The sequence below is a fragment of the Rathayibacter sp. AY1F6 genome, from assembly GCF_002932035.1.
In the GTDB taxonomy this organism is placed as follows: domain Bacteria; phylum Actinomycetota; class Actinomycetes; order Actinomycetales; family Microbacteriaceae; genus Rathayibacter.
On the sequence record NZ_PSVD01000001.1, the window covers coordinates 122,586 to 147,576 of the forward strand.

A 24,991-nucleotide genomic window follows, 5' to 3' on the forward strand; every position below is an offset into this window, starting at 1 on the left:
TCAGTGGGCGTCGACCGGGATGTGCGCGCGGCTGATGCGCTTGCGGAAGATCCAGTAGGTCCAGGCCTGGTAGCCGACGATGAGCGGCACGAACACCAGGGCGGTCCAACTCATGACCGCCAGCGTATAGGGCGTGCTGGAGGCGTTCTCGATCGTCAGCCCGTAGGCGGGGACGTTCGAGGCCGGCATCACCGCGGGGAACAGCGTCGCGAAGAGGGCGAGCACGGCGAGCGCGATGGTGCCGGCCAGCAGCGCGAAGGCGCGTCCCTCCCGGCCTCGCGTGATCGCGAGCCAGCCGCCGACGAGGGTCGCGGCCGCGCCCGCCGAGAGCGCCCAGGAGGCGGTGCTCCCCTGGCCGAGGTTGGTCCAGGCCAGGAAGACCGCGGCGACGACCACGGTGAGCAGCCCCGCGCGGGTCGCCAGGCGGCGCGCACGCTCGCGGATCTCCCCCTCCGTCTTCAGGGCGACGAAGACGACTCCGTGCGTGAAGAAGAGCAGGAGGGTCGTCGCTCCGCCCAGGAGCGCGTAGGGGTTCAGCAGGTCCAGGACGGTGCCGGTGAAGTTGTGGTCGGCGTCCATCGGGACGCCCTGCACGATGTTCGCGAAGGCCACGCCCCAGAGGAAGGCGGGCACCGCGGAGCCGACGACGATCATCGTGTCGAAGCGCCGCTTCCACTGCGCCTCCGGACGCTGGTGCCGGTACTCGAACGAGACGCCGCGGGCGATCAGCGCGAGCAGGATGAGCAGAAGCGGCAGGTAGAACCCGCTGAAGAGCGTGGCGTACCACTCCGGGAACGCGGCGAACAGGGCGGCGCCGGCGACGATCACCCACGTCTCGTTCAGGTCCCACACCGGGCCGATCGTGTTGATCAGCACGCGGCGGTCGGTGTCGTCGCGCCCGAGGAACGGGAGCGACATGCCGACGCCGAAGTCGAACCCGTCGAGGACGAAGTAGCCGATGAAGAAGAACGCGACGATCCAGAACCAGAGAACGGCGAGATCCATGAGGGGTGCCTCCTAGTAGACGGTGCCGACGAGCTGCGGGCGACCGCTCTCCTCGTCGACCTCGGGAGCGTCGTCGGGGCCGGCCTGCGCGGCCCGCTTGATCAGGCGGAACTCGACCACGGCGAGCGTGCCGTAGATCGCGGTGAAGGCGAGCAGCGAGATCAGGACCTCGAGGCCGCTCACTCCGGGCGAGACTCCGTCGGCGGTCTTCAGCAGTCCGAACACGAGCCACGGCTGGCGGCCCATCTCGGTGAAGACCCAGCCCACGATCATCGCCATCAGCGGCAGCGGGGCGGCCCAGATCGCGACCTTCCACATCCACTGCTTCGGCTCGCGGCCCTTCCGGGTGAACCAGAGGCCGGCCGCGGCGATGCCGATGGCCAGGACGCCGAGGGCCATCATCCAGCGGAACGACCAGTAGGTGACCCAGATGATCGGCGTGTAGTCGCCGGGTCCGTAGACCTGGGTGTACTGCGCCTGGAGGTCGTTGATGCCTTCGACCGTGCCGGTGAAGGTGTGCGTCGAGAGGAAGGAGAGCAGGTAGGGGATGCGGATCGAGAACAGCTCGCTCGAGCCGTCCGGCGTGCCCCAGGTGAAGACGGAGAAGGAGGCGTCGACGCCCGTGGAGGTCCTGTAGAGCGCCTCCGCGGCCGCCATCTTCATCGGCTGCGTGTCGACCATCGCGAGGCCGAGCGAGTCGCCGGTGAACAGGGTCAGGCCGCCGCTGACGAGCATCATCCAGGCGCCGAACCTCAGCGCGGGGCGCATGGTCTCGAGGTGCTGGTTCCGCGAGAGGTGGTAGGCCGCGACGCTGATGATGACGGCGGCCGAGACCATGAAGCAGGCGAAGATCGTGTGCGGGAACGCGGCGAGAGCGACCTTGTTGGTGAGGAGCGCCCAGATGTCGGTGAGCTCCGCGCGGCCCTTGGTCTCGTTGATGCGGAAGCCGACCGGGTTCTGCATGAACGCGTTCGCGGCGATGATGAAGTAGGCCGAGAGCGTGGTGCCGAGCGTGGTCAGCCAGATGGTGGCCAGGTGCAGCTTCTCGGGCAGCTTGTCCCAGCCGAAGATCCAGAGGCCGATGAAGGTCGCCTCGAGGAAGAAGGCGAGCAGGCCCTCGAACGCCAGCGGGGCCCCGAAGACGTCGCCGACGAAGCGGGAGTAGTCGCTCCAGTTCATCCCGAACTGGAACTCCTGGACGATCCCGGTCACGACGCCCATCGCGAAGTTGATCAGGAAGAGCTTCCCGAAGAACTTCGTCAGCTGCAGGTAGTGCACCTTCCCGGTGCGCACCCAGCAGGTCTGGAAGATCGCGACGGTGAGCGCCATGCCGATCGTGAGCGGCACGAACAGGAAGTGGTAGATCGTCGTCAGACCGAACTGCCATCTCGACAGCAGGAGCGGGTCCAGGAGTTCGTTCACAGCTCCGAGAGTAGGTCGGCGGAAGGGGTCCGACGGCCTCCGATCCCAGTACTGGGGCGGATGTGCGGCCTTCCGCGAGCTCCTGGCGGCACCCTTTCCGGGGTGGCCCCGGACGCCCCTCCGAGCGCTCCCGCCGACCGGTCGCTCGACGTCGAGACAGTCCCTCTCGACGTCGAGGGAGTCCACCGCGCGGCGACTGCCGAGCGGGGCTCGCCTCCGTCGGACCAGCCGCCGCCGGCCTCTCGACGCCGAGCGATCAGGCGGGCGACGGAGCGCTGAGACTTCCTCTCACGGGCCTTCAGCGGATTCCCAGGCGCACATCCGCGAGATCGGCTCTGGGAAACCGTTCAAGAGACTCCCGGGGCCGATGCCGAGGCGCCGTCGGCGGGCGCCCCGCGGTCAGCCGGCGTCGACGCGCGAGCGGGAGCCGGAGAACCAGGCGGGCGCCTGGAAGCCGTACTTCAGCACGGGCAGGTCGCGGGTGAGGCGCCAGTAGCCCAGTGCTGCCGCGACGCCTATCCCGCAGACCAGGAGCGGCACGACCGGCCCGATGACGTCGAGCCAGCGCTCTCCGTCGAAGAGCAGCAGGGCGCTCGTGGCGAGCGAGACGAAGAGGACGTGCACCACGTACACCGGGAGCGTGTTGCGGCCGATGAAGGTGATCCAGCCCGCGCCGCGCCGGTTCGAGAGGAAGCGGGCGACCACGAGCCCGGCGAGGACCGCCAGCACGCTCACCAGGACCAGCCCGATCGTCAGCAGCGGGAAGCGGGCGCGGACGGCGAGGATCACGCCGGCGAGCACGAGGAACAGCACGCCGAAGCCGACTCCGCTGAGGATCCCGCGGCGCTCCACGAACGCGATCACCGCGTTCCGCAGGTAGAGGCCGAGCAGGAAGAACATCAGGTAGCGGGCCATGCCGTCCCAGGCGATGTTCCCGGTGCCCTCGGAGGTGCTGGAGCGGACGGCGTACCAGACCACGGCGATCGCGGTCGCGATGCCGATCTGCACCCGCCAGTCGATCCGGCCCTGCGCGAGCTTGGCGGCCACGAAGAAGATCGTGAGCGCGTAGAGGAACCAGAGCCCGTTGTGCGGCATCACCGGCTGGAGGAGCAGCGCGAGCGGGTCGGACTCGTCGGTGCCGCCCGGGTTGGGCACCACCAGGAAGAAGAGGAACCGCACCACGGACCAGAGCAGGAAGGCCCAGACCAGCAGGCTCAGCCGCGAACGCCAGAGCTCCGGCCACGACCGGGTGAGCACGGAGCCGGCGAACAGCCCCGAGGCGAGGAAGAACAGCGGCATCCGGAAGGTGATGAGGAGGAGGTTGATCTCGTTCCACGAGTCGGGGGCGATCCCGGCCGTCGTGGTCCACTGCACGGAGTGGGCCAGGGCGACCAGGATGATCGCGATGCCCTTCGCCGTGTCCACCCAGGTGATGCGTGCGCGTGCCATGAGTCCTCGTCGTGATCGTCCATCGGAAGTCGGCCGGCGGCGACGATGGCGATGGCGATGTGCAAGTGTCGCACGGCTGTGCATCCTCTGTGATGTTCTGCGCGTATTCGATCACGGCGATCCGGTGACGGAGAGACGGCCACCGGGTGCGCGGGTCCTCGGACGGCCTCATCGTGGACGACGCGCCCCCGCCGATGCCCGAGGATCGAGCCATGACTCGAGCGACGCCCTCCGGCTCCGCCCCCGGCCCCCGCCGCATCCGCCTCCGCCTCCTGGTCGCGCTGCTGGTGCTCGCGCTGGTCCTCGCCGGCGCGGGCATCGCCCTCTCGCTCGCCTCGCGGAGCGGAGGCGCGGGCGCTCCGGCCGCGAGCTCCCCCGACCCCGGCCCGACCTCCTCCGTCGACATGGCCGAGCGCGTCGCCGGTCTCGAGAAGCGCTTCGCCGCCGGGTTCCCGCAGCACAGCATCGTCCTCACGGGCAGCTCCACGATCGGCCGCTGGACGACCTCCAAGGAGGACCTGCGTCCGCTCGAGACCTACAACATCGGGATCGGCGGCACGACCGTCGCCGATCACCTCGCGTGGCTGGACCGCATGGTCGTCCCCTTCGATCCCCGCGCCGTGATCGTGTACGTGGGAGCGAACGACATCAGCGGCGAGGAGGGCTCGCGCACCGGCGCCCAGACCGCCGGCGCCGTCGTCGAGTACCTCCAGCGCGTGGAGGAGGTCGCCCCCGACGCCGAGCTTTTCTACGTCGAGATCGCGGAGACGCCCGCCCGCGCCTCCGTCGGCGCCGAGGTCCGCGCCGCCAACACCGCGGTCAGCGCCTACGCCGAGACGGACGACCGCGTCACCTTCGTCCCCACCGCCGACGCGCTCGTCACCTCCGACGGCTCTGTCGACCCCTCCCTCTTCGTCGACGACGGCCTGCACTTCGACGAGGCCGGCTACGCCCGGTTCTCGGAGGCGGTCCGCGCGGTGGTCCTGCCCGCTCTGGAGTGAACCGGCGGGCCGACGCACTGCAGCCCCGCTCGACGTGAGCGGCCCGGGGACACCGCGCCCGGAGCCCCCAGTGTTGACCCTGAAGGGGGACACGGCCCCTCCGCCGCGCGCGCCTATCCTGGCCCCGCGTCATCGCCGACAGCGCCCTCTGCACCGCCGCAGACCGCCGCTCGCTCAGCAGCGCCGACCGTCTCGGAGTCACCGATGCCCCGCTCGAGGATCCGCCCCCGCGGTCTCGCCCTGCTCACCGTCCTGGCGATCACGGCCGCCGCGCTCGTCGCCGGGCCCGCGGGTCCGGCGTCCGCCGCTCCCGTCGTGCCCGCCGGCTTCACCGACTCCCGGGTGGCGGCCGTCCCCGCGCCGACCGCCCTCGCCTTCACGACCGACGGGCGCACCCTCGTCTCCTCGCAGACCGGAGCGATCCGGGTGATCCGCGGAGGCAGCCTTATCGCCACCCCGGCCCTCGACCTGCGCTCGAAGGTCTGCGCCAACGGCGAGCGCGGCGTGCTCGGCCTCGCGGTCGACCCGGCACCGGGCTCGCGCACCGTCGTCGTCTACTACACCGCGAAGGGCTCCGACTCCTCCTGCCCGACCAACGCCGGCGGCACGGTGAACCCCGCGGGAGCCCCGCGCAACCGCGTCTCCTCGTTCCAGCTCGGCACCGACGACCGCATCGACCCGGCCTCCGAGCGCGTCCTCCTCGACGGCATCTACTCCCCCGCGAGCAACCACAACGGCGGCGACCTCGCCATCGGCAAGGACGGCCTGCTCTACGTCAGCGTCGGCGACGGCGGCTGCGACTACCGCGGCGGAGTCGGCTCGCCGGGCGGCAGCGGCTGCGGCGGCCGGAACGACGCCGCCCGCGACCCGAACATCCTGAACGGCAAGATCCTCCGGATCACCCTCACCGGCGGCGTCCCGGCCGGCAACCCCTACCTGGGCACCGGGACCGCCTCCTGCCGGCTCGCCCCGGCCGCCGAGGGCCTGCGCTGCCGCGAGACCTTCGCGAGCGGCCTGCGCAATCCGTTCCGGATGGCCTTCGACCCGAACGCGACCGGCACCGTCTTCCGCATCAACGACGTGGGCCAGGACGCCTGGGAGGAGATCGACCAGGGCGTCGCCGGCGCCGACTACGGCTGGAACACCCGTGAGGGCCACTGCGCGAAGACCGGCTCGGCCTCGAACTGCGGAGCCGCGGCGCCCGCCGGGCTCACCGACCCGGTCCACGACTACGCGCACAGCAGCGGCTGCGCCTCGATCACGGGCGGCGCCTACGTCCCCCGCGGCGTCTGGCCGGCCGCCTACGACGGCGCGTACCTCTTCGGCGACTACGTGTGCGGGAAGATCCGGACCCTCGGGCGCACCGGCGCGGCCGGCGACCTCGTGACCGGCCTCGGCGGCAGCAGCGCCGTCGCCATGGCCTTCGGTCCCTCGCGCGGGACCCAGGACCTCTTCTACACCAGCTACGCGAACGGCGGCGAGGTCCGGCGCCTCGCCTACACCGCCGCGGCGAACCGCGCTCCGACCGCGGCCCTCACCGCCGCCCCCTCCTCCGGCGCGGCTCCTCTCGCCGCGCGGCTGAACGGCTCGGGCAGCAGCGACCCGGAGGGCGGTGCCCTGACCTACCTGTGGTCGTTCGGCGACGGCACCCCCGACCGCATCACGACCGGCCCGACCTTCACCCACAGCTACGCCGCCGGCAGCTGGACCGCGTCCCTCCGCGTCCGCGATCCGAAGGGAGCCGTCTCCGCCCCCGCGACGACGAGGATCACCTCGGGCGACAGTGCCCCGACGGTGAGCATCACCGCACCCGCCGACGGAGGGATGTTCGTCACGGGCCGGAGCTACGGCCTCCGCGCCACGGCGACCGACGCCGAGGACGGCGTCCTGCCCGCCTCGGCGCTCACCTGGACCGTCCAGCGCCGCCACGCTCAGCACACGCATCCCTTCCTCGGGCCGCTGACGGGGAACGACCTCTCCTTCGTCGCCCCCGGCCCGGAGGACCTCGCCGCCGCCGCGGACAGCGACCTCCTGATCAGCGTCACGGCGACGGACTCGAGCGGAGTGTCGACGACGGCGACGCGGACGTTCTCCCCGCAGAAGGTCTCCGTCACCCTGGCCACCGCTCCCGCCGGCCGGACGGTCGTCGTCAACGGCACCGAGGTCGCCGGAGGCACGACCGTCGTCTCGTGGGCGGGCTCGGCCCTCCAGCTGGAGGTCCCGGACCAGACCGACGCGTCGGGCACGGCCTACCGGTTCTCGTCCTGGTCGGACGGCGGCGCCGCCTCGCACAGCGTCGTCACTCCCGGGAGCAGCACCACGCTGACGGCGACCCTCGTCTCCGCCGGGCTCCCCGGCGCGCCGACCGCGGTCACCGCCACGGCGGGCTCGGACGGCACGGCGACGCTCGCGTGGTCGCCCCCCGCGGGGACCGGCGGCTCGGCGGTCACCGGCTACCGGGTGTCACGCGACGGTTCCGACACGAGCGGAGCCGGAGCCTGGAGCGCCGTGGTCGCCGCGACCAAGCGCTCGCAGACCTTCACGAAGCTGGTCCCGGGCCGCAGCTACACCCTCTCGGTGCAGGCGGTCACGGCGAACGGCACCGGCCCGGCGGCCTCCGCGCTCGTCGCCGTCCCCTGACCGCCCGGCGTCCACCGGCCTCCCGGGCGCAGCCCTGCCGCCGCCCAGCCGTGCGCCCCTACGATCGAGCCATGCCGAGCATCCGGAGCCGCCGTCGGCCCCAGCCCCCGATCGAGTCCCCGGCGGGCGGGGGCGCCCGGTGAACGACACCCTCACCGGGATCCTGGACTTCGTCGTCAGCGTCCCCCCGGTCTGGCGGACGCTCCTCGCCGGACTCGCGATCTTCTTCGAGACCACGATCCTGGCGGGCCTCGTCGTCCCCGGCGACACGATCGTGATCGTCAGCGCGACCGGCGTGACCAGCCCGCTGCAGTTCGCGGCGCTGGCCGTCACGGTCGTCATCGGCGCCCTCTGCGGCGAGTCCGTCGGCTTCTACCTCGGCCGCTGGTTCGGGCCGCGGATCCGCGCGTCGCGCCTGGGACGCCGGCTCGGCGAGAAGAACTGGCTGAAGGCCGAGCGCTACCTCGCGCGGCGCGGCGGGTTCGCCGTGTTCCTCTCGCGCTTCCTGCCGGTGCTGCACTCGCTGATCCCGCTGACGGTGGGGATGAGCGGGATGCGCTATCGGACCTTCATGGCCTGGACGATCCCGGCGTGCGTGCTCTGGTCGTCCGCCTACGTCGGCGTCGGCGCGGCCGCGGCGGGCAGCTACCGGGAACTCTCGGAGAGCCTGCACGGCGCCGGCTACGTCTTCGTGGGCGTCATCGTCGTCTTCGCCCTGCTCGTGCTCCTCGGGAAGAAGCTCCTGAACAGAGCGGAGGCGCGTCACCTCGACGAGTGACGCGCCTCCGGGCGTGGATCCGGGGAGGATCAGTCGACGAGACCCGCCGACTTCAGCCACTCGCCCGCGATCGCGGACGCGGACTTCTGCTCGTTGACGCTCTCGGAGTTGAGGGCGACGAGGTCGTCCGCCGTGAGCTTCGCGCTGACCGCGTTCAGCACCTCGGCCGCGTCGTCCGTGATCTTGCTCGAGACGATCGGCACGACGTTGTCGGCCACGAACAGTCCGTCCGGGTCCTCGAGAGCGACGAGGTCGTTCTTCTGGATGTTCGGGTCGGCCGTGTAGACGTTCGCCAGCTGGATCTGGTCGCTGGTGAGCGCGTCGACGGTGGTCGATCCGCCGCTGTCCTCGATCGCCTGGAAGGTGGTCGTGATGCCGTACTTCGACTGCAGGGTGTCGGGCCCGTAGGGCCGCGTCTGCAGCTCGGAGTTGCCGCCGACCACGATCGGGTCGGTGACGTTCTTGAGCGACGCGATGTCGGTCAGGTCCCACTTGTCGGCGAAGGCCTGGGTGACGGTGTACGAGTTCTGGTCGCTGGCCTCGGCGGCGTCGAGGGCGCGGAGGCCGTCGGGCAGCGCGTCGCCGAGCGCGGAGTACACGTCGTCGGCGGTGGTGGCCGTCGCGTCGGGCTCGAGCGCCTGCAGGAGGCTGCCGTCGTACTCCGGGAAGACGTCGATGGATCCGCTCTCGATCTCGGGCAGGTAGATCTCGCGCTGGCCGATGCGCAGCTGGCGGTCGACGGTGAAGCCGTCGTTCTCCAGCGCCTGCGCGTAGATCTCGGCGAGGATCTCGTTCGAGTAGTAGTCCTGCGAGCCGACCACGATGGTCTCGCTGCCCGCAGTCGCACCCGATCCCTCATCGAGCGGATCGCTCGAGGAACACCCTGCCAGTGCCACGACGGCACCGACCGCGAGTGCGCTGAGCGCGACACGGCCCTTCGTGAAATGTGCTGTGAACATTGCTATTTCCCTTCTTCGATGGGGATTCCCATCACCGCGCGTCGTCGGGGCGACGAAGCGCGGGAACCTGTGCGGCCGGCGGTGCCGGCCAGGCCGAGCACGACTCCGCGCGGCACGGCGAGCCGCTGGAGGAGGGCGAACAGGACCTCGCTGAGGAGCGTCAGCACGATCACCAGGATCGAGCCGGCGAGCATCTGCGGGTAGTCCCCCGACTTCACTCCGCGGAAGATGTACTGCCCGAGGCCGCCGGCGCCGATGTAGTCGGCGAGCGTGGCGGTCGCGATGATCTGCAGCGCCGCCGAGCGGAGCCCGCCGATCAGCAGCGGCAGCCCCAGCGGGATCTCGACCTTCGTCAGGATCTGCCACTCGGTCATGCCCATCGAGCGCGCCGCGTCGACCGTGCGGCGGTCGACCGCCTCGAGCCCGGAGTACGCGCCGGCGAGCACCGACGGGATCGCGAGCACGACGAGGGCGATCACCGGAGCGCCGAGGCCGAGCCCCAGGCTCATCGCCGCGAGGACGAGCACGCCCAGTGTCGGCAGGGCGCGCAGGCCGCCTGCGACCGGCACGGCGATGCCCTTGCCGCGCCCGGTGTGCCCGATCAGGTAGCCGATCGGGATCGCGATCGCGGCCGCGATCACAAGCACCAGCAGGCTGATGCCGACGTGCTGGGCGACACGGGTCGGGATCGCGTAGACCCCGGTCCAGTGCGCGGGGTCGGCGATCCAGGCGAAGGCCTCGGCGATGAGGTTCACGACGTCACCGCCCTCTCGACCGCGACCGGTCTGCGCGAGCGGCGCGTGCGGTCCAGAGCCGTCCAGGGCATGAGGAGACGGCCGATCAGCACCAGCAGTCCGTCGAGTACCAGCGCGAGGACGATCGTGAGGACGATGCCCGTGACGATCTCACCGGTGATGCCGCGCTGGAAGCCGTCGGTGAAGAGCAGGCCGAGGCTCTGGATCCCGAGCACCGCGCCGACCGTCACCAGGCTGACCGTGCTGACCGTGACCACGCGCAGGCCCGAGAGCAGGACCGGACCGGCCAGCGGGAACTCGACCCGCCAGAAGCGCGCCCAGCCGGAGTAGCCCATCGCGGTCGCCGACTGGCGGACGTCGTCCGACACCGCGCCCAGTGCGTCCGAGGTGGTGCGGACCATCAGCGCGACGCCGTAGAGGGTGAGGCCCGTGATCACGTTGGCGGTCGAGCGGAGCGGGATGCCCAGCAGCACCGGCAGCAGGATGAACATGGCCAGCGAGGGGATGGCGTAGAGCACGCCGAGCCCTGTCAGCAGGGTGCCGCGGCTCCAGCGGTAGCGGTTCGCGAACCAGCCGAACGGCAGCGAGACGAGGAAGCTGAGCAGGATCGGCGGGACCGACAGGGCCAGGTGCGCCAGCAGGTTCGCGACGATCGCGTCCGTGTTGTTGACGACCCAGTTCACGCGGCGGGGCCGTCCTGCGCGCGCAGCACTCCGGTCGGGCGCCCGTCGCCGTCGACCACGATGCGGGCGCCGTCGCGCTCCTCGATCCGGAGCGAGCGCTTGCCGCGGTCGGCGCCGACGAAGCCGGCGACGAACTCGCTCGCGGGGTTCGCCAGGATCTCGGCGGGCGAGCCCTTCTGCGCGATCCGGCCGCCCTTCTCGAGGATGACGACCTGGTCGCCGAGCAGGAACGCCTCGTCGATGTCGTGGGTGACGAAGACCACGGTCTTGTCGAGCTCGTCCTGGAGTCGCAGGGTCTCGCGCTGCAGGTCGGCGCGCACGAGAGGGTCGACCGCGCCGAACGGCTCGTCCATCAGCAGGATGTTCGGGTCGACCGCGAGGCCGCGCGCCACGCCGACGCGCTGCTGCTGGCCGCCGGAGAGCTGGCTGGGGTACCGGGCGGCGAGCGCACGGTCCAGTCCGACCGTGTCCATCAGCTCGAGCGCGCGGGCGTGCGCTTGCTTCTTGGCGACCCCGTTCAGCCGCGGCACGGTCGCGATGTTGTCGATGACCTTGCGGTGCGGCAGGAGGCCGGAGTTCTGCATCACGTAGCCGATGCGGCGGCGGAGCGCGACGGCGGGCAGGGACGAGATGTCCTCGCCGTCGATCTCGATGGTGCCGGAGGTCGGCTCGATCATCCGGTTGATCATGCGGAGGATCGTGGTCTTCCCGCAGCCCGAGGAGCCGACGAAGACGGTCGTCTGCCGGGAGGGCAGCACGAGCGAGAAGTCGTCGACCGCCCGCGTGCCGTCCGGGTACTGCTTGCTGACGTTGCGGAACTCGATCACGAGGCCGCCCGCCGTCCGGCGGTGTGCTCGCCGATCTGTCCCTGGTCCACGACTGTGCCCGCTCTCGCTCCGCGCGTCCGGCCGTTGCACGGCCCGCGGCCCCGAACGGGGCCAGGCGGCAAGGAAAACACCAATAGCAGCCGCCTGCCAACCCGGACCGCGAAGTGTTGCGGGATGTTCCGGGAGCGACTAGGGCCTTGACAGTCCTAGCCGGTCAGGACTCCTCGACGGCTCCGTAGTGCGAGGTCATGTAGTGGCGCAGCAGCGAGCGGCTCTCGTCGATGAAGCGCTGGTCGCCGTTGGGGTCGATGAGGAACGCCCGCGTGAGCAGCGCGTCCGCGACCTCGATGGTCACCTCGAGGCGGAAGGACAGCTGCGCGCCGCCCGGGAGGCCGTACTCGGACGCGAGGATCTCGGCGAAGCGGCGGGCGAAGAAGCCGGCCTCGAACGCCTCGCCCGCGACCTCGGGGGCGTGGATCGTGTCGACGAAGCGGATGGAGCGGAAGCCCGGCTCGTTGCGGTGCATCTCGCAGAAGGCGTCGATCGCGCAGTCGACCGCGCCCCACCAGTTGCCCGGGTGGGTGTCGCGGATCTCGGTGATGACGCGGCGGCGGAAGCGCTCGAGAGCCCGCTCGCGCAGCGCCTGGAGGACGGCGATGCGGTCCGGGAAGTAGCGGTAGACCGTGCCGATCGCGGCTCCCGCGCGCTCGGCGACCATCGCCGTGGTCAGGCGGTCGAAGCCGACCTCGTCGACGACGGCGGCCGCCGCGTCGAGCAGCGAGGCGAGACGGGCGGCGCTGCGCACCTGCACCGGCTCGTTGCGGACCTGGGACGATTCACCGAACGGTCGATCGACGAGGTTTCCAAGAGGCACGGCGGGCTCCTTCGGTCGTGGTTCCTACAATCGTACGCACGGCGACCGCCGGTCGGGGTCGTCTCATCGAAAGTCCCTCGTGTTTCGCGCCCCCGGAAGGGCGACGGCTCCGCGGGTCCGATCCACCCGGGAGAAACCATGTGCGGACGCTTCGTCCTCTCGCAGACCACCGCCGACCTGGTGGCGCTCTTCGACATCGACGAGCCGGGCGCCGACCTTCCGGAGCCGTCCTGGAACATCGCGCCGACCCAGCGGATCGCTGTCGTCGCGGAGTCGATGAAGGGGGTCGAGGAGGGCAGCCCGCCGCGGCGTCGGCTCGCCGGAGCCCGCTGGGGCCTGGTGCCCCGCTCCGCCGCCGACCCGTCCGCGGGGCCGCCGCTGTTCAACGCGCGGATCGAGTCCGTCGCCGAGAAGCCGTCGTTCCGCGAGTCCTACGCCTCCCGGCGCGCGATCGTGCCCGCCTCGGGCTGGTACGAGTGGCGGGTCGGCGCGGACGGGGCGAAGGCACCCGTCTACGTCTCGCCGGGCGAGGGCTCGCTCCTCCTGTTCGCCGGTCTCTACGAGTGGTGGCGCTCGGCCCAGCCGGGCTCTCCGTGGCTGCTCTCGGCGACGGTCCTCACCCGCCCCTCCGCCGGGCCGCTCGCCGAGGTGCACGAGCGGATGCCCGTGCTGCTGCAGCCGGAGCTGATCGAGGACTGGCTGGACCCGGCGTCCCCCGGGGACGGCGAGCTGCTGCGCGCGGCCGCCGAGGGCGCGGCCGAGCTGGCCGAGGAGCTCGAGGTGCACGGCGTCGGCGCGGCCGTGGGCTCCGTCTCGGCGAACGGCCCCGAGCTGATCGAGCCCACCGGAGCCTGACGGTCGCGTGAGAGCGCGATCCGCGGTCCGGCATCCGGTCTGACAGACTGGGTGGATGCCGCTGACGCCCGAGAGCAAGCCCCTGAGCGCAGGCAAGGCGGAGGTCATGCACCGCGCCGCCCGCCTCGAGGACCGACTCCACTCCTTCCGGATGAGGCGCGTGAAGCGCAAGGGCTACGTCCCGAGGGTCATCCCCTACACCGGCTACGGCTCGACGACGCAGCTGCGCGTCCTGGCCCGCGTCCTCTACACGCGGCCGACCCCTCCCGGGGTCGAGGAGGTCCGCCCCGTCGAGGGCGTGCGCGGCTGGCGGAGCTTCACCAGCGTCTTCGTGAGCGGGGCCGTCGTGACCGTCGAGGCCGACGGGCAGACCCACCGGGTGACGGCCGACCGCGGCGGAGTCGTCGACGCGGACCTCCCGATCACGCTCGAGCCCGGCTGGCACACCATCACCTTCTCGACCGCGGGCTCGAAGCCCGTCGAGGCGCCCGTCTTCATCGTGCGTCCGGAGTCGCGGCTGGGCGTCGTGTCGGACGTGGACGACACGGTGATGGTCACCGCGCTCCCCCGCCCCTTCGTCGCCGCCTGGAACACCTTCGTGCTCGACGAGCACGCCCGGATGCCCACGCCCGGCATGGCGGTCTTCCTCGACCGCTTCGCCCGGCAGTACGAGGGCTCCCCGGTCATCTACCTCTCCACCGGCGCGTGGAACGTCGCCCCGGCGCTCACCCGCTTCCTCTCGCGGCACCTGTACCCGGCCGGAGCGCTCCTCCTGACCGACTGGGGCCCGACGCACGACCGCTGGTTCCGCAGCGGCAAGCAGCACAAGGAGATGAACCTCCGCCGACTCGCGGCCGAGTTCCCGGACGTGCGCTGGCTGCTGGTCGGCGACGACGGGCAGCACGACGAGGAGATCTACTCCGACTTCGCGGACGAGCACCCCGACAAGGTCGCGGCGATCGCGATCCGCCAGCTCTCCACCGGCGAGGCGGTGCTCGCGGGAGGCCGCTCCAAGGCCGAGGACCGCTCCCTGACCAGCGGCACGACCTGGGTCTTCGCGCCCGACGGCGCGGGCATCTCCGAGCAGCTGACGGAGCTCGGCATCCTCTGATCCCGGACCGGCTCCGGGAACGACGGAGCCGTCCGCTCCCCGGGGGGAGGGACGGCTCCGGTCGATCGGCTCGGACTACGCCTGGTGGGCGGCCTGCAGGTCGAGGGTGATGGTGACCTTCTCGCCGATGAGCACGCCACCGGTCTCGAGGGCCGCGTTGTAGGTCAGACCGAAGTCGGTGCGGTCGATGGTGGCCTTGGCGGTGAGGCCGGCCTTGTAGTTGCCGTAGGGGTCGGTGCCGAAGCCGCCGAACTCCACCTCGAAGGTGACGGGCTTGGTGGTGCCCTTGATGGTGAGCTCGCCGTCGACGAGGAAGTCGTCGCCGTTCGGGCGGACGGCGGTCGAGACGAAGTGGATCTCCGGGTACTTCTCGGCCTCGAAGAAGTCGCCGGTGCGGAGGTGGCCGTCGCGGTTGGGCTCGTTGGTGTTGACGGAGGCGACCTCGGCGGTGGCCTCGACCTTGGAGTCGAGCGGGTTCTCGCCGGTGGTGAACGTGGCGGTGAAGCGCTCGAACTTGCCCTTGACCTTGCTGATCATCAGGTGGCGGACGCTGAACGCGACCTCGCTGTGGGTGGGGTCGATGACCCAGGTGCCGGCCTTGTAGCCGGGGATGGTGACGGTGTCGGTCATGGTTTCTCCTCGAGTGTGACGGTCGTCGCGGGGAGAGCGTCCCCGTCCGATGTATGCAAGCGCATCGACGTCGATCAGTATTCCATGTAGCGACAACTATTTCATCCACGTTCCGTCGAAGGATCGGCGGACACCGCGTGAACACGGAGCGCCGCACCCCGGACGGGGGTCGGAGACGCTCCCCGAGCAGTCGTCAGCGGTCGGCGGGAGCCGGGTTGCGGATGCCGAGGAGGGAGACGACGCCGCCGGCGATCAGGAGGGCAGCGGTCGCGACGGCGGCACGGGAGAAGCCCTCGACGTCGAGCGAGTCGCCGACCACGAGCGAGGTCGCGGCGATGGCGACCAGCCCGGCGATGCGCGAGACGGCGTTGTTCACGGCGGAGCCGACTCCGCTGTGCCCGTCCTCGACCGCGCCGAGGATCGTCGAGGTCAGCGGGGCGACCGTCACCGCGAGGCCGAAGCCGAAGAGGAGGATCCCCGGCAGCAGCTGCGTGGCGTAGTCGGCGCCCTCGTCGACGAAGGAGAGCAGGAGGAACCCGGCCGCGGCGATCAGCGGTCCGACGCCCATGAAGAGCCGCGGGCCGAACCGCGCCGACAGCGACCCGGAGACCTGCGAGAGCAGGAGCAGCAGGATCGTCGGCGGGAGCGTCGCGAGCCCGGCCAGGGTCGCCGAGAAGCCCAGGGTCTGCTGCAGGAACAGGCCCAGCGCGAAGAAGCCGAAGGAGAGCGCGCCGTAGACGAACGCCGTCGAGACGTTGCCGACGGTGAAGTTCCGCGACGCGAAGAGCGACAGCGGCAGCATCGGATGCGCCGCTCGCCGCTCCCACACGACGAACGCGACGAGGGCGGCGACTCCCCCGATCAGGGCGGTCAGCACGAGCGGATGCTGGATCCCGAGCCGCTCCTGCTCGATCAGCGCGAACACCGGCCCTCCCAGGCCGATCACCCCGAGCACCGCGCCGACGCCGTCGATCGGCACCCGGGTCCCCGAGTCGACCGCGCCGAGCCTGCGCAGCAGGACCAGCGTCACCGCGATCGGCAGCAGGTTGAGCGCGAAGACGTACCGCCACGAGCCCGCGTCCACCAGCAGGCCGCCGAGCACGGGCCCGGCGATCGTCGCCGTGCCGGTCCAGGCCGTCCACGCACCGATGGTCCGAGCCTGCGCGGCGCCGTGGACGGTCGCGATGATGAGGGCGAGCGAGCTGGGCACGAGGATCGCGCCGGCGGCACCCTGGAGCATCCGCGCCACGATGAGGACCTCGGCGGTGGGGGCCAGCGCGCACAGCAGCGAGGTGACGCCGAAGCCGATCAGGCCGATGGTCATGCTGCGGGCCCGGCCGATGCGGTCGGCGAGCGAGCCGGCCACGAGGATCAGCGCGCCGAGCGTGATCAGGTACCCGTCGACCACCCACTGCTGCACCGCGAGCCCGCCGCCGAGCTCGCGGGTGATGGCGGGCAGGGCGACGTTGACGACGGTGCCGTCGAGGAAGGCGACGAAGGAGGCGAGGACGGCCACCACGAGCACCGCGCGGCGGCGCGTCTCGGCGGGGTCGGCGGAGGCGGTCATGCTCGGGCTCTGGTCACCCGCTCACCGTACCGGCGGCCGCCGCTCCCGGGGCCGGGAGGGCGGGCATCCGGGCCCCCGAGCGCGGCCGCACGACGGATCCAGACTCGTCGCCTACTCTCGTAGCCATGTCTGCGCAAGGAACCGCCCGCGGCGGCGTGCTCGCCCGGGTCCTCGGGATCGTCGGAGCCAGCCTCGCCGGGGGCCTGCTGATCACGGTCGGGGTCACTCCCGCCCTCGCCGTCACCGGTCTCGCCGAGAACAACCCGATCGGGCTGTTCGAGACGGTGCCGGAGTACCTCGAGCTCGGCCAGCTGGCCCAGAAGACCGAGATCTACGCCAAGCGCACCGACGGCTCGGACGAGCTGCTCGCCTCCTTCTACGCGCAGAACCGCGAGGAGGTCGCCTTCGACCAGGTCAGCCAGTCCGTGAAGGACGCGGCGGTCTCGACCGAGGACCCGCGCTTCTACGACCACGGCGGCGTCGACCTGCAGGGCACGATCCGCGCGGTGCTCAGCAACATCGTCGGCGGGGACCTCCAGGGCGGATCCTCCATCACTCAGCAGTACGTCAAGAACGTCCTCGTGCAGAAGGCGGAGTCGCTGAGCGCGACCGACGAGGCGGCCTCCGAGGCCGCCTACGAGGAGGCGACCGCGACCACTCCGAGCCGCAAGCTCAAGGAGATGAAGCTCGCCGTCGACCTCGAGAAGAAGTACAGCAAGGACGACATCCTCCTCGGCTACCTCAACATCGCGGGCTTCGGCGGGCAGGTCTACGGCATCCAGGCGGCGGCCGAGTACTACTTCTCGACCACCGCGGCCGACCTGAGCCTGGCGCAGGCCGCGAGCCTGATCGCCACGGTCAACAACCCCAACGGCCTCAGGATCGACCAGCCCGAGAACATCCCGGACAACAAGATCCGCCGCGACTACGTCCTCGACCAGATGCTGCAGGAGGGGAAGATCTCGCAGGCCGACCACGACGCCGCCGTCGCCGAGGAGGTCGTCCCCGCGATCACGCAGACGCCCACGGGCTGCCAGACCGCCGGCAACGCGGCCTTCTTCTGCGACTACATCACCCGCGTCGTCCAGAACGACCCGGCGTTCGGCGACGACGCGGACACCCGCCTCGCGAACTTCCAGCGCGGCGGCTACAAGATCTACACGACGCTCGACCGCGACCTGCAGGACACCGCGGCGAACGCGACGAACAACGCCGTCCCCAAGGTCCCCACCCTCGACACCAACATCGGCAGCGCGACCGTCTCGATGGAGGTCGGCACCGGCCGGATCCTGGCGATGGTGCAGAACAAGGACTACGACGCGGCCGGCGCCGTGAACGGCGCGAACTTCTCCGCCGTCAACTTCAACACCGACACGGCCTACGGCGGCTCCGCCGGGTTCCAGGTCGGATCGACCTACAAGGTGTTCACGCTCGCGCAGTGGCTCGCGAGCGGACGCACCCTGAACGAGACGATCAACGGCCGCGAGCGCACCTTCTCGGGCTTCCCCGCCAGCTGCGCGCCGGGCGGCGAGCTCGACACCTCCTACGAGGTCAACAACGACGACAGCGAGAACGGCAGCTACAGCGTGCTGACCGGCACGATGCAGTCGATCAACACCGTCTACGTCTCGATGGCGCAGCAGCTCGACCTCTGCGCGATCCGCGACCGCGCGGTCGGCTTCGGCGTGAAGGCGGCCGACGGCGGCGAGGTCGACTACAAGCCGTCCGCCGTCCTCGGCTCGGACACGCTCATCTCCCCCCTCTCGATGGTCACCGCCTTCGCCGGCTTCGCCAACAACGGCACCGCCTGCTCCGCGATCGCCATCGACTCGATCACCGACGCGACCGGCGCCGCCGTCCAGCCGCCGACCTCCACCTGCAACCAGGCCCTCAGCCCCGAGCTGACGGCGGTCGCGAACTACGCCCTGCAGCGCGTCGTCACCGGCGGCACGGCCGCCCAGTCCGACCCGGACGACGGCATCGAGCACATCGGCAAGACGGGCACCACCGACAACGCGGAGTCGACCTGGATGGACGGGGCGAGCTCGCGCGTCGCGACCGTGGTCTGGGTGGGCAACATCGACGGCCACACCTCGATGCGCGAGGTCCGCTTCCCGAACTCGGAGCTCGAGAGCCGCCCGTACGCCTCCAACATCCGCCACTACATCTGGAACTCGGTGATGACCCGCGCCGACCAGAAGTACGGCGGGGACGACTTCGAGGAGCCCAGCAGCGCCCTGCTGAACGGCCGCCAGATCGCCGTGCCGACCGTCTCCGGCCGCTCGGTCGACGACGCCACGGAGGCGCTGGAGGACCTCGGCTTCGACGTCGAGGAGGGGGCGACCATCGACTCGTCGCTCCCCGCCGGCGTGGTGGCGGGCACCGACCCGGCCGCGGGCACGACCGTCGCGCGCTACTCCGACATCGCCCTGCTGATCAGCAACGGCTCGCAGGTCCCGGCTCCCGCCACCCAGGCACCGGCTCCGGCTCCGACCGGCACGGGAGTCCCCGCGACCGAGGCTCCCCCGGCGACGCCCACGGCGACCCCGACAGCGACAGCCACGGCGACTCCGACGGCGGAGGTCGAGGAGTGAGCTTCGACGCGGACTTCCTCGGCGTCCCCGCGGGTGCGCCGCGCCTGAGGGTCGAGCGCCCGGTGCGGCTCCTGCCGTACACGCACTTCGAGGTGCTGCTGGATCCGGAGCGGCGCCTGGCCGTCTCGACGGCCGTGAACATCGACGGCGCGCGCCTGGTCGAGCTCGGCCGTGGCGACGACTGGCACCTCGACGACCGCATTCCCGCCTCCGAGCAGACCGGGCCGGAGGTGTACGCCCGCAACGACCTCGACCGCGGCCACCTGGTCCGCCGCCGCGACCCCGTCTGGGGCGACCGGGACGAGGCCGCCGCGGCCAACCGCGACAGCTTCTGCTACACGAACGCCGCGCCCCAGGCGAGCGGCTTCAACCAGTCGCAGGAGCTGTGGCTCGGGCTCGAGACGCTGGTGCTCGAGTACGCGCAGACCTGGCGCACGCGCCTGAGCGTCTTCACCGGGCCCGTGCTCGCGGACGACGACCCGGTCTACCGCGGTACGGGCATCCCCCGCCACTTCTGGAAGATCGCGGCGTGGAGCCCGGACGGATCGACGCTCGCGACGAGCGCGTACCTGCTCGACCAGAGCGAGCTCGTGGAGCGGGTGCGCGAGGGCCTGGTGCCGCTCGGCGGCTTCAGGACGTTCCAGCTGCCCGTCGCCGCGATCGGCGAGCTGACCGGTCTCGACGTGGACCTCCTCGCCGGGGCCGACGTGCTCGGCTCGGCAGGACTCCGGCCGGAGCCGTGGCGCGAGATCGTCGAGCCGTCCGACGTGGCGAGCGGCCTCCTCCCCCGCTGAGGCCCCGCCGGGGGCAGGATGGGCGGATGAGCACCCCCGTCCTGGTCGAGATCACCTCCGGCGCCGTCGTCCTCCGCGACCCGGAGGGTCCGCTCGTCCGCGTCGACGAGGCGGGCTACCTCCGCGGCGACGGGGTCTTCGAGACCGTCGCGGTCCTCGACGGACGTCCCCGCGCTCTCGGCGAGCACCTCGAGCGGCTGGCCGGATCGGCCCGGGCCGTCGGGCTGACGATCCCGGAGGCGCCGCTCTGGTCCCGAGCGGTCGACCTCGCCGTGGCGGAGCACGACCGGGTCGACGACCTGACGGTCCGCTTCATCGCCGCCCACGGGTCGGGCGACTCCGCCCGGTGCACCGTGCGCGCGACTCCGACTCCCGACTCGAGAGCGCTCCGGGAGAAGGGCGCGGCCGTCGTCGTGCTGGACCGCGGGTACGCGAGCGGTCCGCTCGCGCCTTGGCTGCTCCCGGGCGTCAAGACCACCTCGGGCGCCGTCACCCGGGCGGCGCTGCGCGAGGCGGCGTCCCGGGGCGCGGACGACGTGGTCTGGCGCACGAGCGACGGGCTTCTCCTCGAGGGGGCGACATCGAGCCTGGTGCTCCTCGGCGACGGGGTGCTCGCGACGCCGCTCTCGGACAGCGTGCTCGCCGGCACGACGGTCGAGCAGGTCCTCGCGCTGGGCGAGCGCCGCGGGCTCGCGTCGTCGCGCCGCGAGCTGCCGGTCTCGGCGCTCACCGGTGCCGATGCGGCGTGGCTGGTGTCGAGCACCCGGCGGGCGATCCCCGTCCGCTCGGTCGACGGCGCACCGCTCGCGATCGACGCGGGCCTGACGGCGGCGTTCGAGGCGGGGCTGCTCGCCGGCTGATCGCGTCCGCGGCCCGGACTCCCTGCGCGTCAGGCCGCTGCGGCCAGCGCGCGGGAGGTGTGCGGGCCGACGCCGGCCTCCTCCGCGTCTCCGAGATCGGCGAGCGTGTCGACGTCCAGCCTCAGCGTCGACGAGCCGGGCAGCACGACGACGGCGCAGCCCGCGTCGCGGTGCCGGGCCAGCGAGCCCGGGCCGAACGCCGGAGCGACGAGGGCCCCGGCCGCCAGCAGGAGCGCCGTGGTGCCGCTCCCCTCACGGTCCGGGACGACGGCCGGGAGCGACCGCGTCGCGAGCGCCTCGGAGAGGTCCGACGGCAGCAGGGCGGGCAGGTCCCCGGTCAGCACGATCACCGGGGCGCCCGGCCGGCGGTGCAGGGCGGCCTCGGCTCCCCCGGACACGGCGGCGTCGAGGGTCCCCGGGTCGGGCACCACCACCAGCTGCGGGTGCTCCGCCCGTGCGCGGTCGGACGCACCGGCGTCGGAGGTGACCAGGAGAAGGCTCGCCACCGGCTCCGCGGCGGCCACGGCGGCGAGCGTGTCCAGGAGGAACGCCTCGGCCAGCGCCGCGCGGCCCGGCACGTCGAGGCGCGTCTTCGAGCCGCCGCGGCCCTTGAACACGACGACCGCGCTCCAGCCGGTCACGCGCGCTCCTCGCGCGAGGCTGCTCCGGCCGCGAAGCCCTCGGCGAAGGCCTCGTCGGCGCCGAGGCGGAACATGTCGTCGGGGCCCGTGCGGGTCAGCGTGCGGGCACCCGGGCTCTCGACCCTCGTCACCAGGCGGGCGAGCCCGCGGACGACGGCGACGGGGCGTCCGCTCGCCTTGCCCTTCACCAGGTCGCCGAGCGCGGCGATCTCGTCCGCGACGGCCGGCATGGTCACTCCCAGCGTGCGCCCCAGGGCGTCGACCCCGCCGCGGAGGTCGTCGATCACGAGGACGCCCGCGGCTCCGATGGCCGCGTCGGTCTGCCCGACCCGCCAGGCGCGGCCCAGGGTGTCGCTGACGAGCACGCCCACCTCCACGCCGAGTCTCTCCCGGAGGCCCGCGCAGAGGGCCCGCGCCGAGGCGTCCGGGTCGACGGGGAGGAGGAGGACCGTCCCCTCCGCGACGTTGCTGGCATCGACTCCGGCCGCCGCCTGCACGATCCCGAGGCGGTTCTCCACGATGCGGGTGACGCCGGAGCCGTGCGCCCGGGTGGCGACGACGCGGACGGTCTCGGCCGTGATCGCGTCCTCGCGGTCGGCCGCGGGGACGACGCGCCCCTCCGCCTTCGAGACGATCTTGCTCGTGACGACGAGGATGTCGCCGTCCGCGGGCCGGTCCTCCTCGGCGGCGGCGGCGACGGCCGCGAGGATCAGCTCGAGCAGGTCGTCACCGGGAGTCACCTCCGGGATGCCGTCGAGGGCCCAGGTCTGCACGCGCGTCTCGCTCACCGGTCCATTCTCCCGGCTGCCGCGGGCGCACGGGTCCACGGCCCGGGATCGCCCGGGTGGACGATCGGCGGCGCCTCAGCCGGCGGCGAGGTACGCGGCGACCGCGGGCGGCACGTAGGGGGCGACGTCGCCGCCGAGGGAGGAGACCTGCCGCACCAGCGAGCTCGACACGTGGGCGTGCGCGGGATCGGGCAGCAGGAACACCGTCTCGACGTGCGCGAGGTTGCGGTTCACGATCGCCATGGGGGTCTCGTACGCCACATCGACCTGCGAGCGGATGCCCTTCACCAGGATGCTCGCGCCGACGTCGGTGCAGTAGTCGACGAGCAGGCCCATGCTCCACGAGGCGACGACGATCCGCCCCTCGACCCCGGCCTCCGCGATCGACTGCTCGATCAGCGAGACGCGCTGGGCGATCGGCAGCAGCGCCGTCTTGGCGGGGTTGTGCACCACCACGACGTGCAGCTCGTCGACCAGGCGCGCGGCCCGCTCGATCACGTCGAGATGACCGAGGGTCACGGGGTCGAAGGAGCCGGGGACGACGGCGATGCGGGCCATGCCGACAGAGTAGCGGGCGGGCACCGCCTAGCTCTTGGCGAGGAACTCCCGGTCGCGGTCCTGCACGCGGCGCGCGAGCGCGGCACGGAGCCGGTCGTGCGCGGCGAGCGACGGGTCCTCCGCGAGGAGCCGCTCGGCCAGCGCCCGCACCTCCACGATCACGTCCGCGTCCTGCACCACCCGCAGCAGGCGGAGCGACGAGCGCCCGCCGGACTGCGAGTCGCCCAGCACGTCGCCCTCGCGGCGCAGCTCGAGGTCGACCTCGGCGAGCGCGAAGCCGTCGAGCGTCGCGGCGACCGCCTCCACCCGCTCGCGCGCGACCGTCCCCGCCTCCGCCGCCGTCACGAACAGGCACACCCCCGCGACGCCGCCGCGCCCGATGCGCCCGCGGAGCTGGTGCAGCTGCGAGACCCCGAACCGCTCCGCGTCGAGCACGACCATCATCGAGGCGTTCGGCACGTCCACGCCGACCTCGATGACCGTCGTCGACACCAGGACGTCGATCTCCCCCGCGGCGAAGGAGCGCATCACGGCGTCCTTCTCCTCCGTCGTCATCCGCCCGTGCAGCGCGGCCGACCGCCGCTTCCCGAGCAGCGGATGCGCGCGCACGCCCTCCAGCGTGGCCGCGACGGTCGTGAGCGGCGCGGCGGCGTCCTCCTCGGGCGGCTGCGCGCCCTCGGCGGGCTCCCCCGGCTCGATCGCCGGGCAGACGAGGTAGACCTGGTGCCCCGAGCGGATCTCCTCCTCGGCGCGCTCCCAGGCCCGCGCGATCCACGCGGGGTGGTCGGCGAGCGGGACCACGTGGCTCGTGATGCCGGGGCGCCCGGCGGGCAGCTCGCGGATGGTCGAGGTGTCGAGATCGCCGAAGACCGTCATGGCGACGGTCCGCGGGATGGGCGTGGCCGTCAGCACCAGCACGTGCGGCGGGGTGGCGCCCTTCCGGCGCAGGGCGTCCCGCTGGTCCACGCCGAAGCGGTGCTGCTCGTCGATCACGACGAGGCCCAGGTCGTAGAAGGAGACCGCGTCGCCGAGGAGGGCGTGCGTGCCGACGACGATCTTCGCCGTGCCCGAGACGATCCGGAGGAGGGCCGCACGGCGCTGCGCCGCCCCCAGCCCGCCGGTGAGGAGGGTCGGCACCAGCTCGGCCGCGAGCTCCGGGCCGAGGGTCCTCGCAATCGAGCGGAGGTGCTGCCCCGCGAGCACCTCTGTGGGAGCGAGCAGAGCCGCCTGCCCGCCGCTCTCGGCCGTGGCGAGCATCGCCCGGAGCGCGACGAGGGTCTTGCCGGAGCCGACCTCGCCCTGCACCAGCCGGGTCATCGGGCTCTCAGCGGCCAGGTCGGCGGCGATCTCGTGCCCCACCGCGGTCTGGTCGCCGGTGAGGGCGAAGGGCAGCGCGGCGTCGAAGCGCTCGAGCAGCCCGCCGGGGCCGGGCACGCGGGCGGTCGCGGGGCTGCTGCGCGCCGAGGCCCGGCGCTCGAGCAGGGCGAGCTGCAGGAGGAACGCCTCGTGGAAGCGCAGCGTCTCGCGCGCCTGCGCCTCCTCGCCCTCCCGCTGCGGGCGGTGGATCAGCTCCAGCGCCTCGCCGAGGCCCAGCAGCGAGCGGCCGGCGCGCACCTGCTCGGGCATCGGGTCGGGCACGTCGCGCAAGCCGTCCAGCAGCACGCCGATCGCGGCCTGGAGCTGCCAGCTCGAGAGCGCGCTGGTCGCCGGGTAGATCGGGATCGGCCGCTCGGCCCAGTCCTTCGCGAGCTCACCGCCTCCCGTCTCCGTCGCGGCGGCCTCCTCGTCGTCGAACAGGCGGTAGTCGGGATGCGTGAGCTGCGGGGTGTCGCGGAACATCGAGACCGTGCCCGCGAAGATCCCGCGCACGCCGCGGTGGAGCTTCGCCGCGCGCCAGGGCTGTCCGAAGAACGTCAGCGAGAGCGTGCCCGAGCCGTCCGAGATGACGACCTCGAGCAGGGTGCCGCGCCGGTTGCGCATCGGCCGCTCGCGCACCTCGCGCACCTCCGCCACGATCGTCACGCTCTCGCCCACGGGGAGGCGCGAGAGCGCCGTCAGCTCGCCCCGCTTCGCGTAGCGGCGCGGGTAGTGGCCCAGGAGCTCGCCGACCGTGCGGTACCCGAAGGCCTTCTCGACCGCGCTCGCCGTGCGCGGCCCGATCAGCGGCGCGAGCGAGGCGTCGAGGGGGTCCGGGATCACC

Annotated in this window: 22 protein-coding genes; 8 read left to right on the forward strand and 14 right to left on the reverse strand. The window is 72.3% G+C overall.

Features of this window, described 5'->3' with window-relative positions:
* The 3 genes from cydB to C5C44_RS00595 all read right to left on the reverse strand — a co-directional run bounded on the left by cydB (position 1) and on the right by C5C44_RS00595 (position 3,876).
* On the reverse strand, positions 1–1,005 hold the full coding sequence (cydB, locus tag C5C44_RS00585; protein ID WP_104246540.1) for a cytochrome d ubiquinol oxidase subunit II: 1,005 nt from the start codon (positions 1,003–1,005) through the stop codon (positions 1–3).
* 12 nt (positions 1,006–1,017) lie between these two features.
* Positions 1,018–2,427, reverse strand: coding sequence for a cytochrome ubiquinol oxidase subunit I (locus C5C44_RS00590; protein WP_104261744.1), 1,410 nt, complete (start codon positions 2,425–2,427; stop codon positions 1,018–1,020).
* Positions 2,428–2,826: 399 nt separating this feature from the next.
* Complete coding sequence (locus C5C44_RS00595) at positions 2,827–3,876, reverse strand: acyltransferase family protein (RefSeq protein WP_104348320.1); 1,050 nt, start codon at positions 3,874–3,876, stop codon at positions 2,827–2,829.
* A 212-nt stretch (positions 3,877–4,088) separates the two neighbouring features.
* Here C5C44_RS00595 and C5C44_RS00600 point away from each other — a divergent pair, with 212 nt between their 5' ends.
* The 3 genes from C5C44_RS00600 to C5C44_RS00610 all read left to right on the forward strand — a co-directional run bounded on the left by C5C44_RS00600 (position 4,089) and on the right by C5C44_RS00610 (position 8,295).
* A complete protein-coding gene (locus C5C44_RS00600) occupies positions 4,089–4,877 on the forward strand; it encodes a GDSL-type esterase/lipase family protein (protein ID WP_181065445.1) in 789 nt (262 codons plus the stop codon).
* Positions 4,878–5,081: 204 nt separating this feature from the next.
* The gene (locus tag C5C44_RS00605) at positions 5,082–7,517 is read left to right on the forward strand and encodes a PQQ-dependent sugar dehydrogenase (RefSeq protein WP_181132639.1); all 2,436 of its coding nucleotides are present in this window, start codon (positions 5,082–5,084) and stop codon (positions 7,515–7,517) included.
* Positions 7,518–7,656: 139 nt separating this feature from the next.
* Positions 7,657–8,295: a DedA family protein gene (locus tag C5C44_RS00610; protein ID WP_104223112.1), complete on the forward strand. Its 639-nt coding sequence runs from the start codon at positions 7,657–7,659 to the stop codon at positions 8,293–8,295.
* A 29-nt stretch (positions 8,296–8,324) separates the two neighbouring features.
* Here C5C44_RS00610 and C5C44_RS00615 read toward each other — a convergent pair whose 3' ends face one another.
* From C5C44_RS00615 to C5C44_RS00635, 5 genes are all read right to left on the reverse strand, one after another.
* Positions 8,325–9,254: an ABC transporter substrate-binding protein gene (locus tag C5C44_RS00615; RefSeq protein ID WP_104223111.1), complete on the reverse strand. Its 930-nt coding sequence runs from the start codon at positions 9,252–9,254 to the stop codon at positions 8,325–8,327.
* Between the two features lie 2 nt (positions 9,255–9,256).
* Positions 9,257–10,009 (reverse strand): ABC transporter permease, encoded by a 753-nt coding sequence (locus C5C44_RS00620; protein ID WP_104225632.1) that lies wholly within the window; start codon positions 10,007–10,009, stop codon positions 9,257–9,259.
* Complete coding sequence (locus C5C44_RS00625; RefSeq protein ID WP_104223109.1) at positions 10,006–10,692, reverse strand: ABC transporter permease; 687 nt, start codon at positions 10,690–10,692, stop codon at positions 10,006–10,008. The genes C5C44_RS00620 and C5C44_RS00625 overlap by 4 nt, the downstream gene beginning before the upstream one ends.
* A complete protein-coding gene (locus C5C44_RS00630; RefSeq protein WP_104225631.1) occupies positions 10,689–11,519 on the reverse strand; it encodes an ABC transporter ATP-binding protein in 831 nt (276 codons plus the stop codon). The genes C5C44_RS00625 and C5C44_RS00630 overlap by 4 nt, the downstream gene beginning before the upstream one ends.
* A 214-nt stretch (positions 11,520–11,733) precedes the next feature.
* Positions 11,734–12,393: a TetR/AcrR family transcriptional regulator gene (locus tag C5C44_RS00635; protein ID WP_104223107.1), complete on the reverse strand. Its 660-nt coding sequence runs from the start codon at positions 12,391–12,393 to the stop codon at positions 11,734–11,736.
* Between the two features lie 138 nt (positions 12,394–12,531).
* On the opposite strand from C5C44_RS00635, the gene C5C44_RS00640 reads away from it, so the two are divergent.
* Both C5C44_RS00640 and C5C44_RS00645 read left to right on the forward strand, forming a co-directional pair.
* Positions 12,532–13,248, forward strand: coding sequence for an SOS response-associated peptidase (locus tag C5C44_RS00640; RefSeq protein WP_104246545.1), 717 nt, complete (start codon positions 12,532–12,534; stop codon positions 13,246–13,248).
* Between the two features lie 55 nt (positions 13,249–13,303).
* Positions 13,304–14,359: an App1 family protein gene (locus tag C5C44_RS00645; protein WP_244230626.1), complete on the forward strand. Its 1,056-nt coding sequence runs from the start codon at positions 13,304–13,306 to the stop codon at positions 14,357–14,359.
* 75 nt (positions 14,360–14,434) lie between these two features.
* On the opposite strand, the gene C5C44_RS00650 is transcribed toward C5C44_RS00645, so the two are convergent.
* Complete coding sequence (locus C5C44_RS00650) at positions 14,435–14,989, reverse strand: YceI family protein (RefSeq protein WP_104223105.1); 555 nt, start codon at positions 14,987–14,989, stop codon at positions 14,435–14,437.
* A 193-nt stretch (positions 14,990–15,182) separates the two neighbouring features.
* Positions 15,183–16,556, reverse strand: a complete 1,374-nt coding sequence (locus C5C44_RS00655) for a DHA2 family efflux MFS transporter permease subunit (protein ID WP_104326777.1) — start codon at positions 16,554–16,556, stop codon at positions 15,183–15,185.
* 125 nt (positions 16,557–16,681) lie between these two features.
* Here C5C44_RS00655 and C5C44_RS00660 point away from each other — a divergent pair, with 125 nt between their 5' ends.
* The 3 genes from C5C44_RS00660 to C5C44_RS00670 are packed head-to-tail and all read left to right on the forward strand — an operon-like array spanning position 16,682 to position 20,804.
* Entirely contained in the window at positions 16,682–19,150 is a 2,469-nt protein-coding gene (locus C5C44_RS00660; RefSeq protein ID WP_104255131.1) for a transglycosylase domain-containing protein, read from the forward strand.
* Complete coding sequence (locus tag C5C44_RS00665) at positions 19,147–19,944, forward strand: DNA/RNA non-specific endonuclease (protein WP_258062225.1); 798 nt, start codon at positions 19,147–19,149, stop codon at positions 19,942–19,944. Before C5C44_RS00660 ends, C5C44_RS00665 begins: the two co-directional genes overlap by 4 nt.
* 26 nt (positions 19,945–19,970) lie before the next feature.
* Entirely contained in the window at positions 19,971–20,804 is an 834-nt protein-coding gene (locus tag C5C44_RS00670) for an aminotransferase class IV (RefSeq protein WP_104335080.1), read from the forward strand.
* Between the two features lie 29 nt (positions 20,805–20,833).
* On the opposite strand, the gene cofC is transcribed toward C5C44_RS00670, so the two are convergent.
* The 4 genes from cofC to C5C44_RS00690 all read right to left on the reverse strand — a co-directional run bounded on the left by cofC (position 20,834) and on the right by C5C44_RS00690 (position 24,990).
* Entirely contained in the window at positions 20,834–21,445 is a 612-nt protein-coding gene (gene cofC / locus C5C44_RS00675) for a 2-phospho-L-lactate guanylyltransferase (RefSeq protein ID WP_104335081.1), read from the reverse strand.
* On the reverse strand, positions 21,442–22,233 hold the full coding sequence (locus C5C44_RS00680) for a coenzyme F420-0:L-glutamate ligase (RefSeq protein ID WP_258066594.1): 792 nt from the start codon (positions 22,231–22,233) through the stop codon (positions 21,442–21,444). Before C5C44_RS00680 ends, cofC begins: the two co-directional genes overlap by 4 nt.
* A gap of 75 nt (positions 22,234–22,308) precedes the next feature.
* A complete protein-coding gene (coaD, locus tag C5C44_RS00685; protein ID WP_104223138.1) occupies positions 22,309–22,791 on the reverse strand; it encodes a pantetheine-phosphate adenylyltransferase in 483 nt (160 codons plus the stop codon).
* A gap of 27 nt (positions 22,792–22,818) precedes the next feature.
* A complete protein-coding gene (locus C5C44_RS00690) occupies positions 22,819–24,990 on the reverse strand; it encodes an ATP-dependent DNA helicase RecG (RefSeq protein WP_374953965.1) in 2,172 nt (723 codons plus the stop codon).
* Position 24,991 lies beyond the last annotated feature (1 nt).

Bases quoted from the DNA above. Each gene is read 5' to 3' on its own strand.
- cydB (WP_104246540.1), bottom strand. From the start codon at position 1,005: ATGGATCTCGCCGTTCTCTGGTTCTGGATCGTCGCGTTCTTCTTCATC.
- C5C44_RS00595 (WP_104348320.1), bottom strand. From the start codon at position 3,876: ATGGCACGCGCACGCATCACCTGGGTGGACACGGCGAAGGGCATCGCG.
- C5C44_RS00600 (WP_181065445.1), top strand. From the start codon at position 4,089: ATGACTCGAGCGACGCCCTCCGGCTCCGCCCCCGGCCCCCGCCGCATC.
- C5C44_RS00605 (WP_181132639.1), top strand. From the start codon at position 5,082: ATGCCCCGCTCGAGGATCCGCCCCCGCGGTCTCGCCCTGCTCACCGTC.
- C5C44_RS00615 (WP_104223111.1), bottom strand. From the start codon at position 9,254: ATGTTCACAGCACATTTCACGAAGGGCCGTGTCGCGCTCAGCGCACTC.
- C5C44_RS00640 (WP_104246545.1), top strand. From the start codon at position 12,532: ATGTGCGGACGCTTCGTCCTCTCGCAGACCACCGCCGACCTGGTGGCG.
- C5C44_RS00645 (WP_244230626.1), top strand. From the start codon at position 13,304: ATGCCGCTGACGCCCGAGAGCAAGCCCCTGAGCGCAGGCAAGGCGGAG.
- C5C44_RS00650 (WP_104223105.1), bottom strand. From the start codon at position 14,989: ATGACCGACACCGTCACCATCCCCGGCTACAAGGCCGGCACCTGGGTC.
- C5C44_RS00655 (WP_104326777.1), bottom strand. From the start codon at position 16,556: ATGACCGCCTCCGCCGACCCCGCCGAGACGCGCCGCCGCGCGGTGCTC.
- C5C44_RS00660 (WP_104255131.1), top strand. From the start codon at position 16,682: ATGTCTGCGCAAGGAACCGCCCGCGGCGGCGTGCTCGCCCGGGTCCTC.
- C5C44_RS00670 (WP_104335080.1), top strand. From the start codon at position 19,971: ATGAGCACCCCCGTCCTGGTCGAGATCACCTCCGGCGCCGTCGTCCTC.
- coaD (WP_104223138.1), bottom strand. From the start codon at position 22,791: ATGGCCCGCATCGCCGTCGTCCCCGGCTCCTTCGACCCCGTGACCCTC.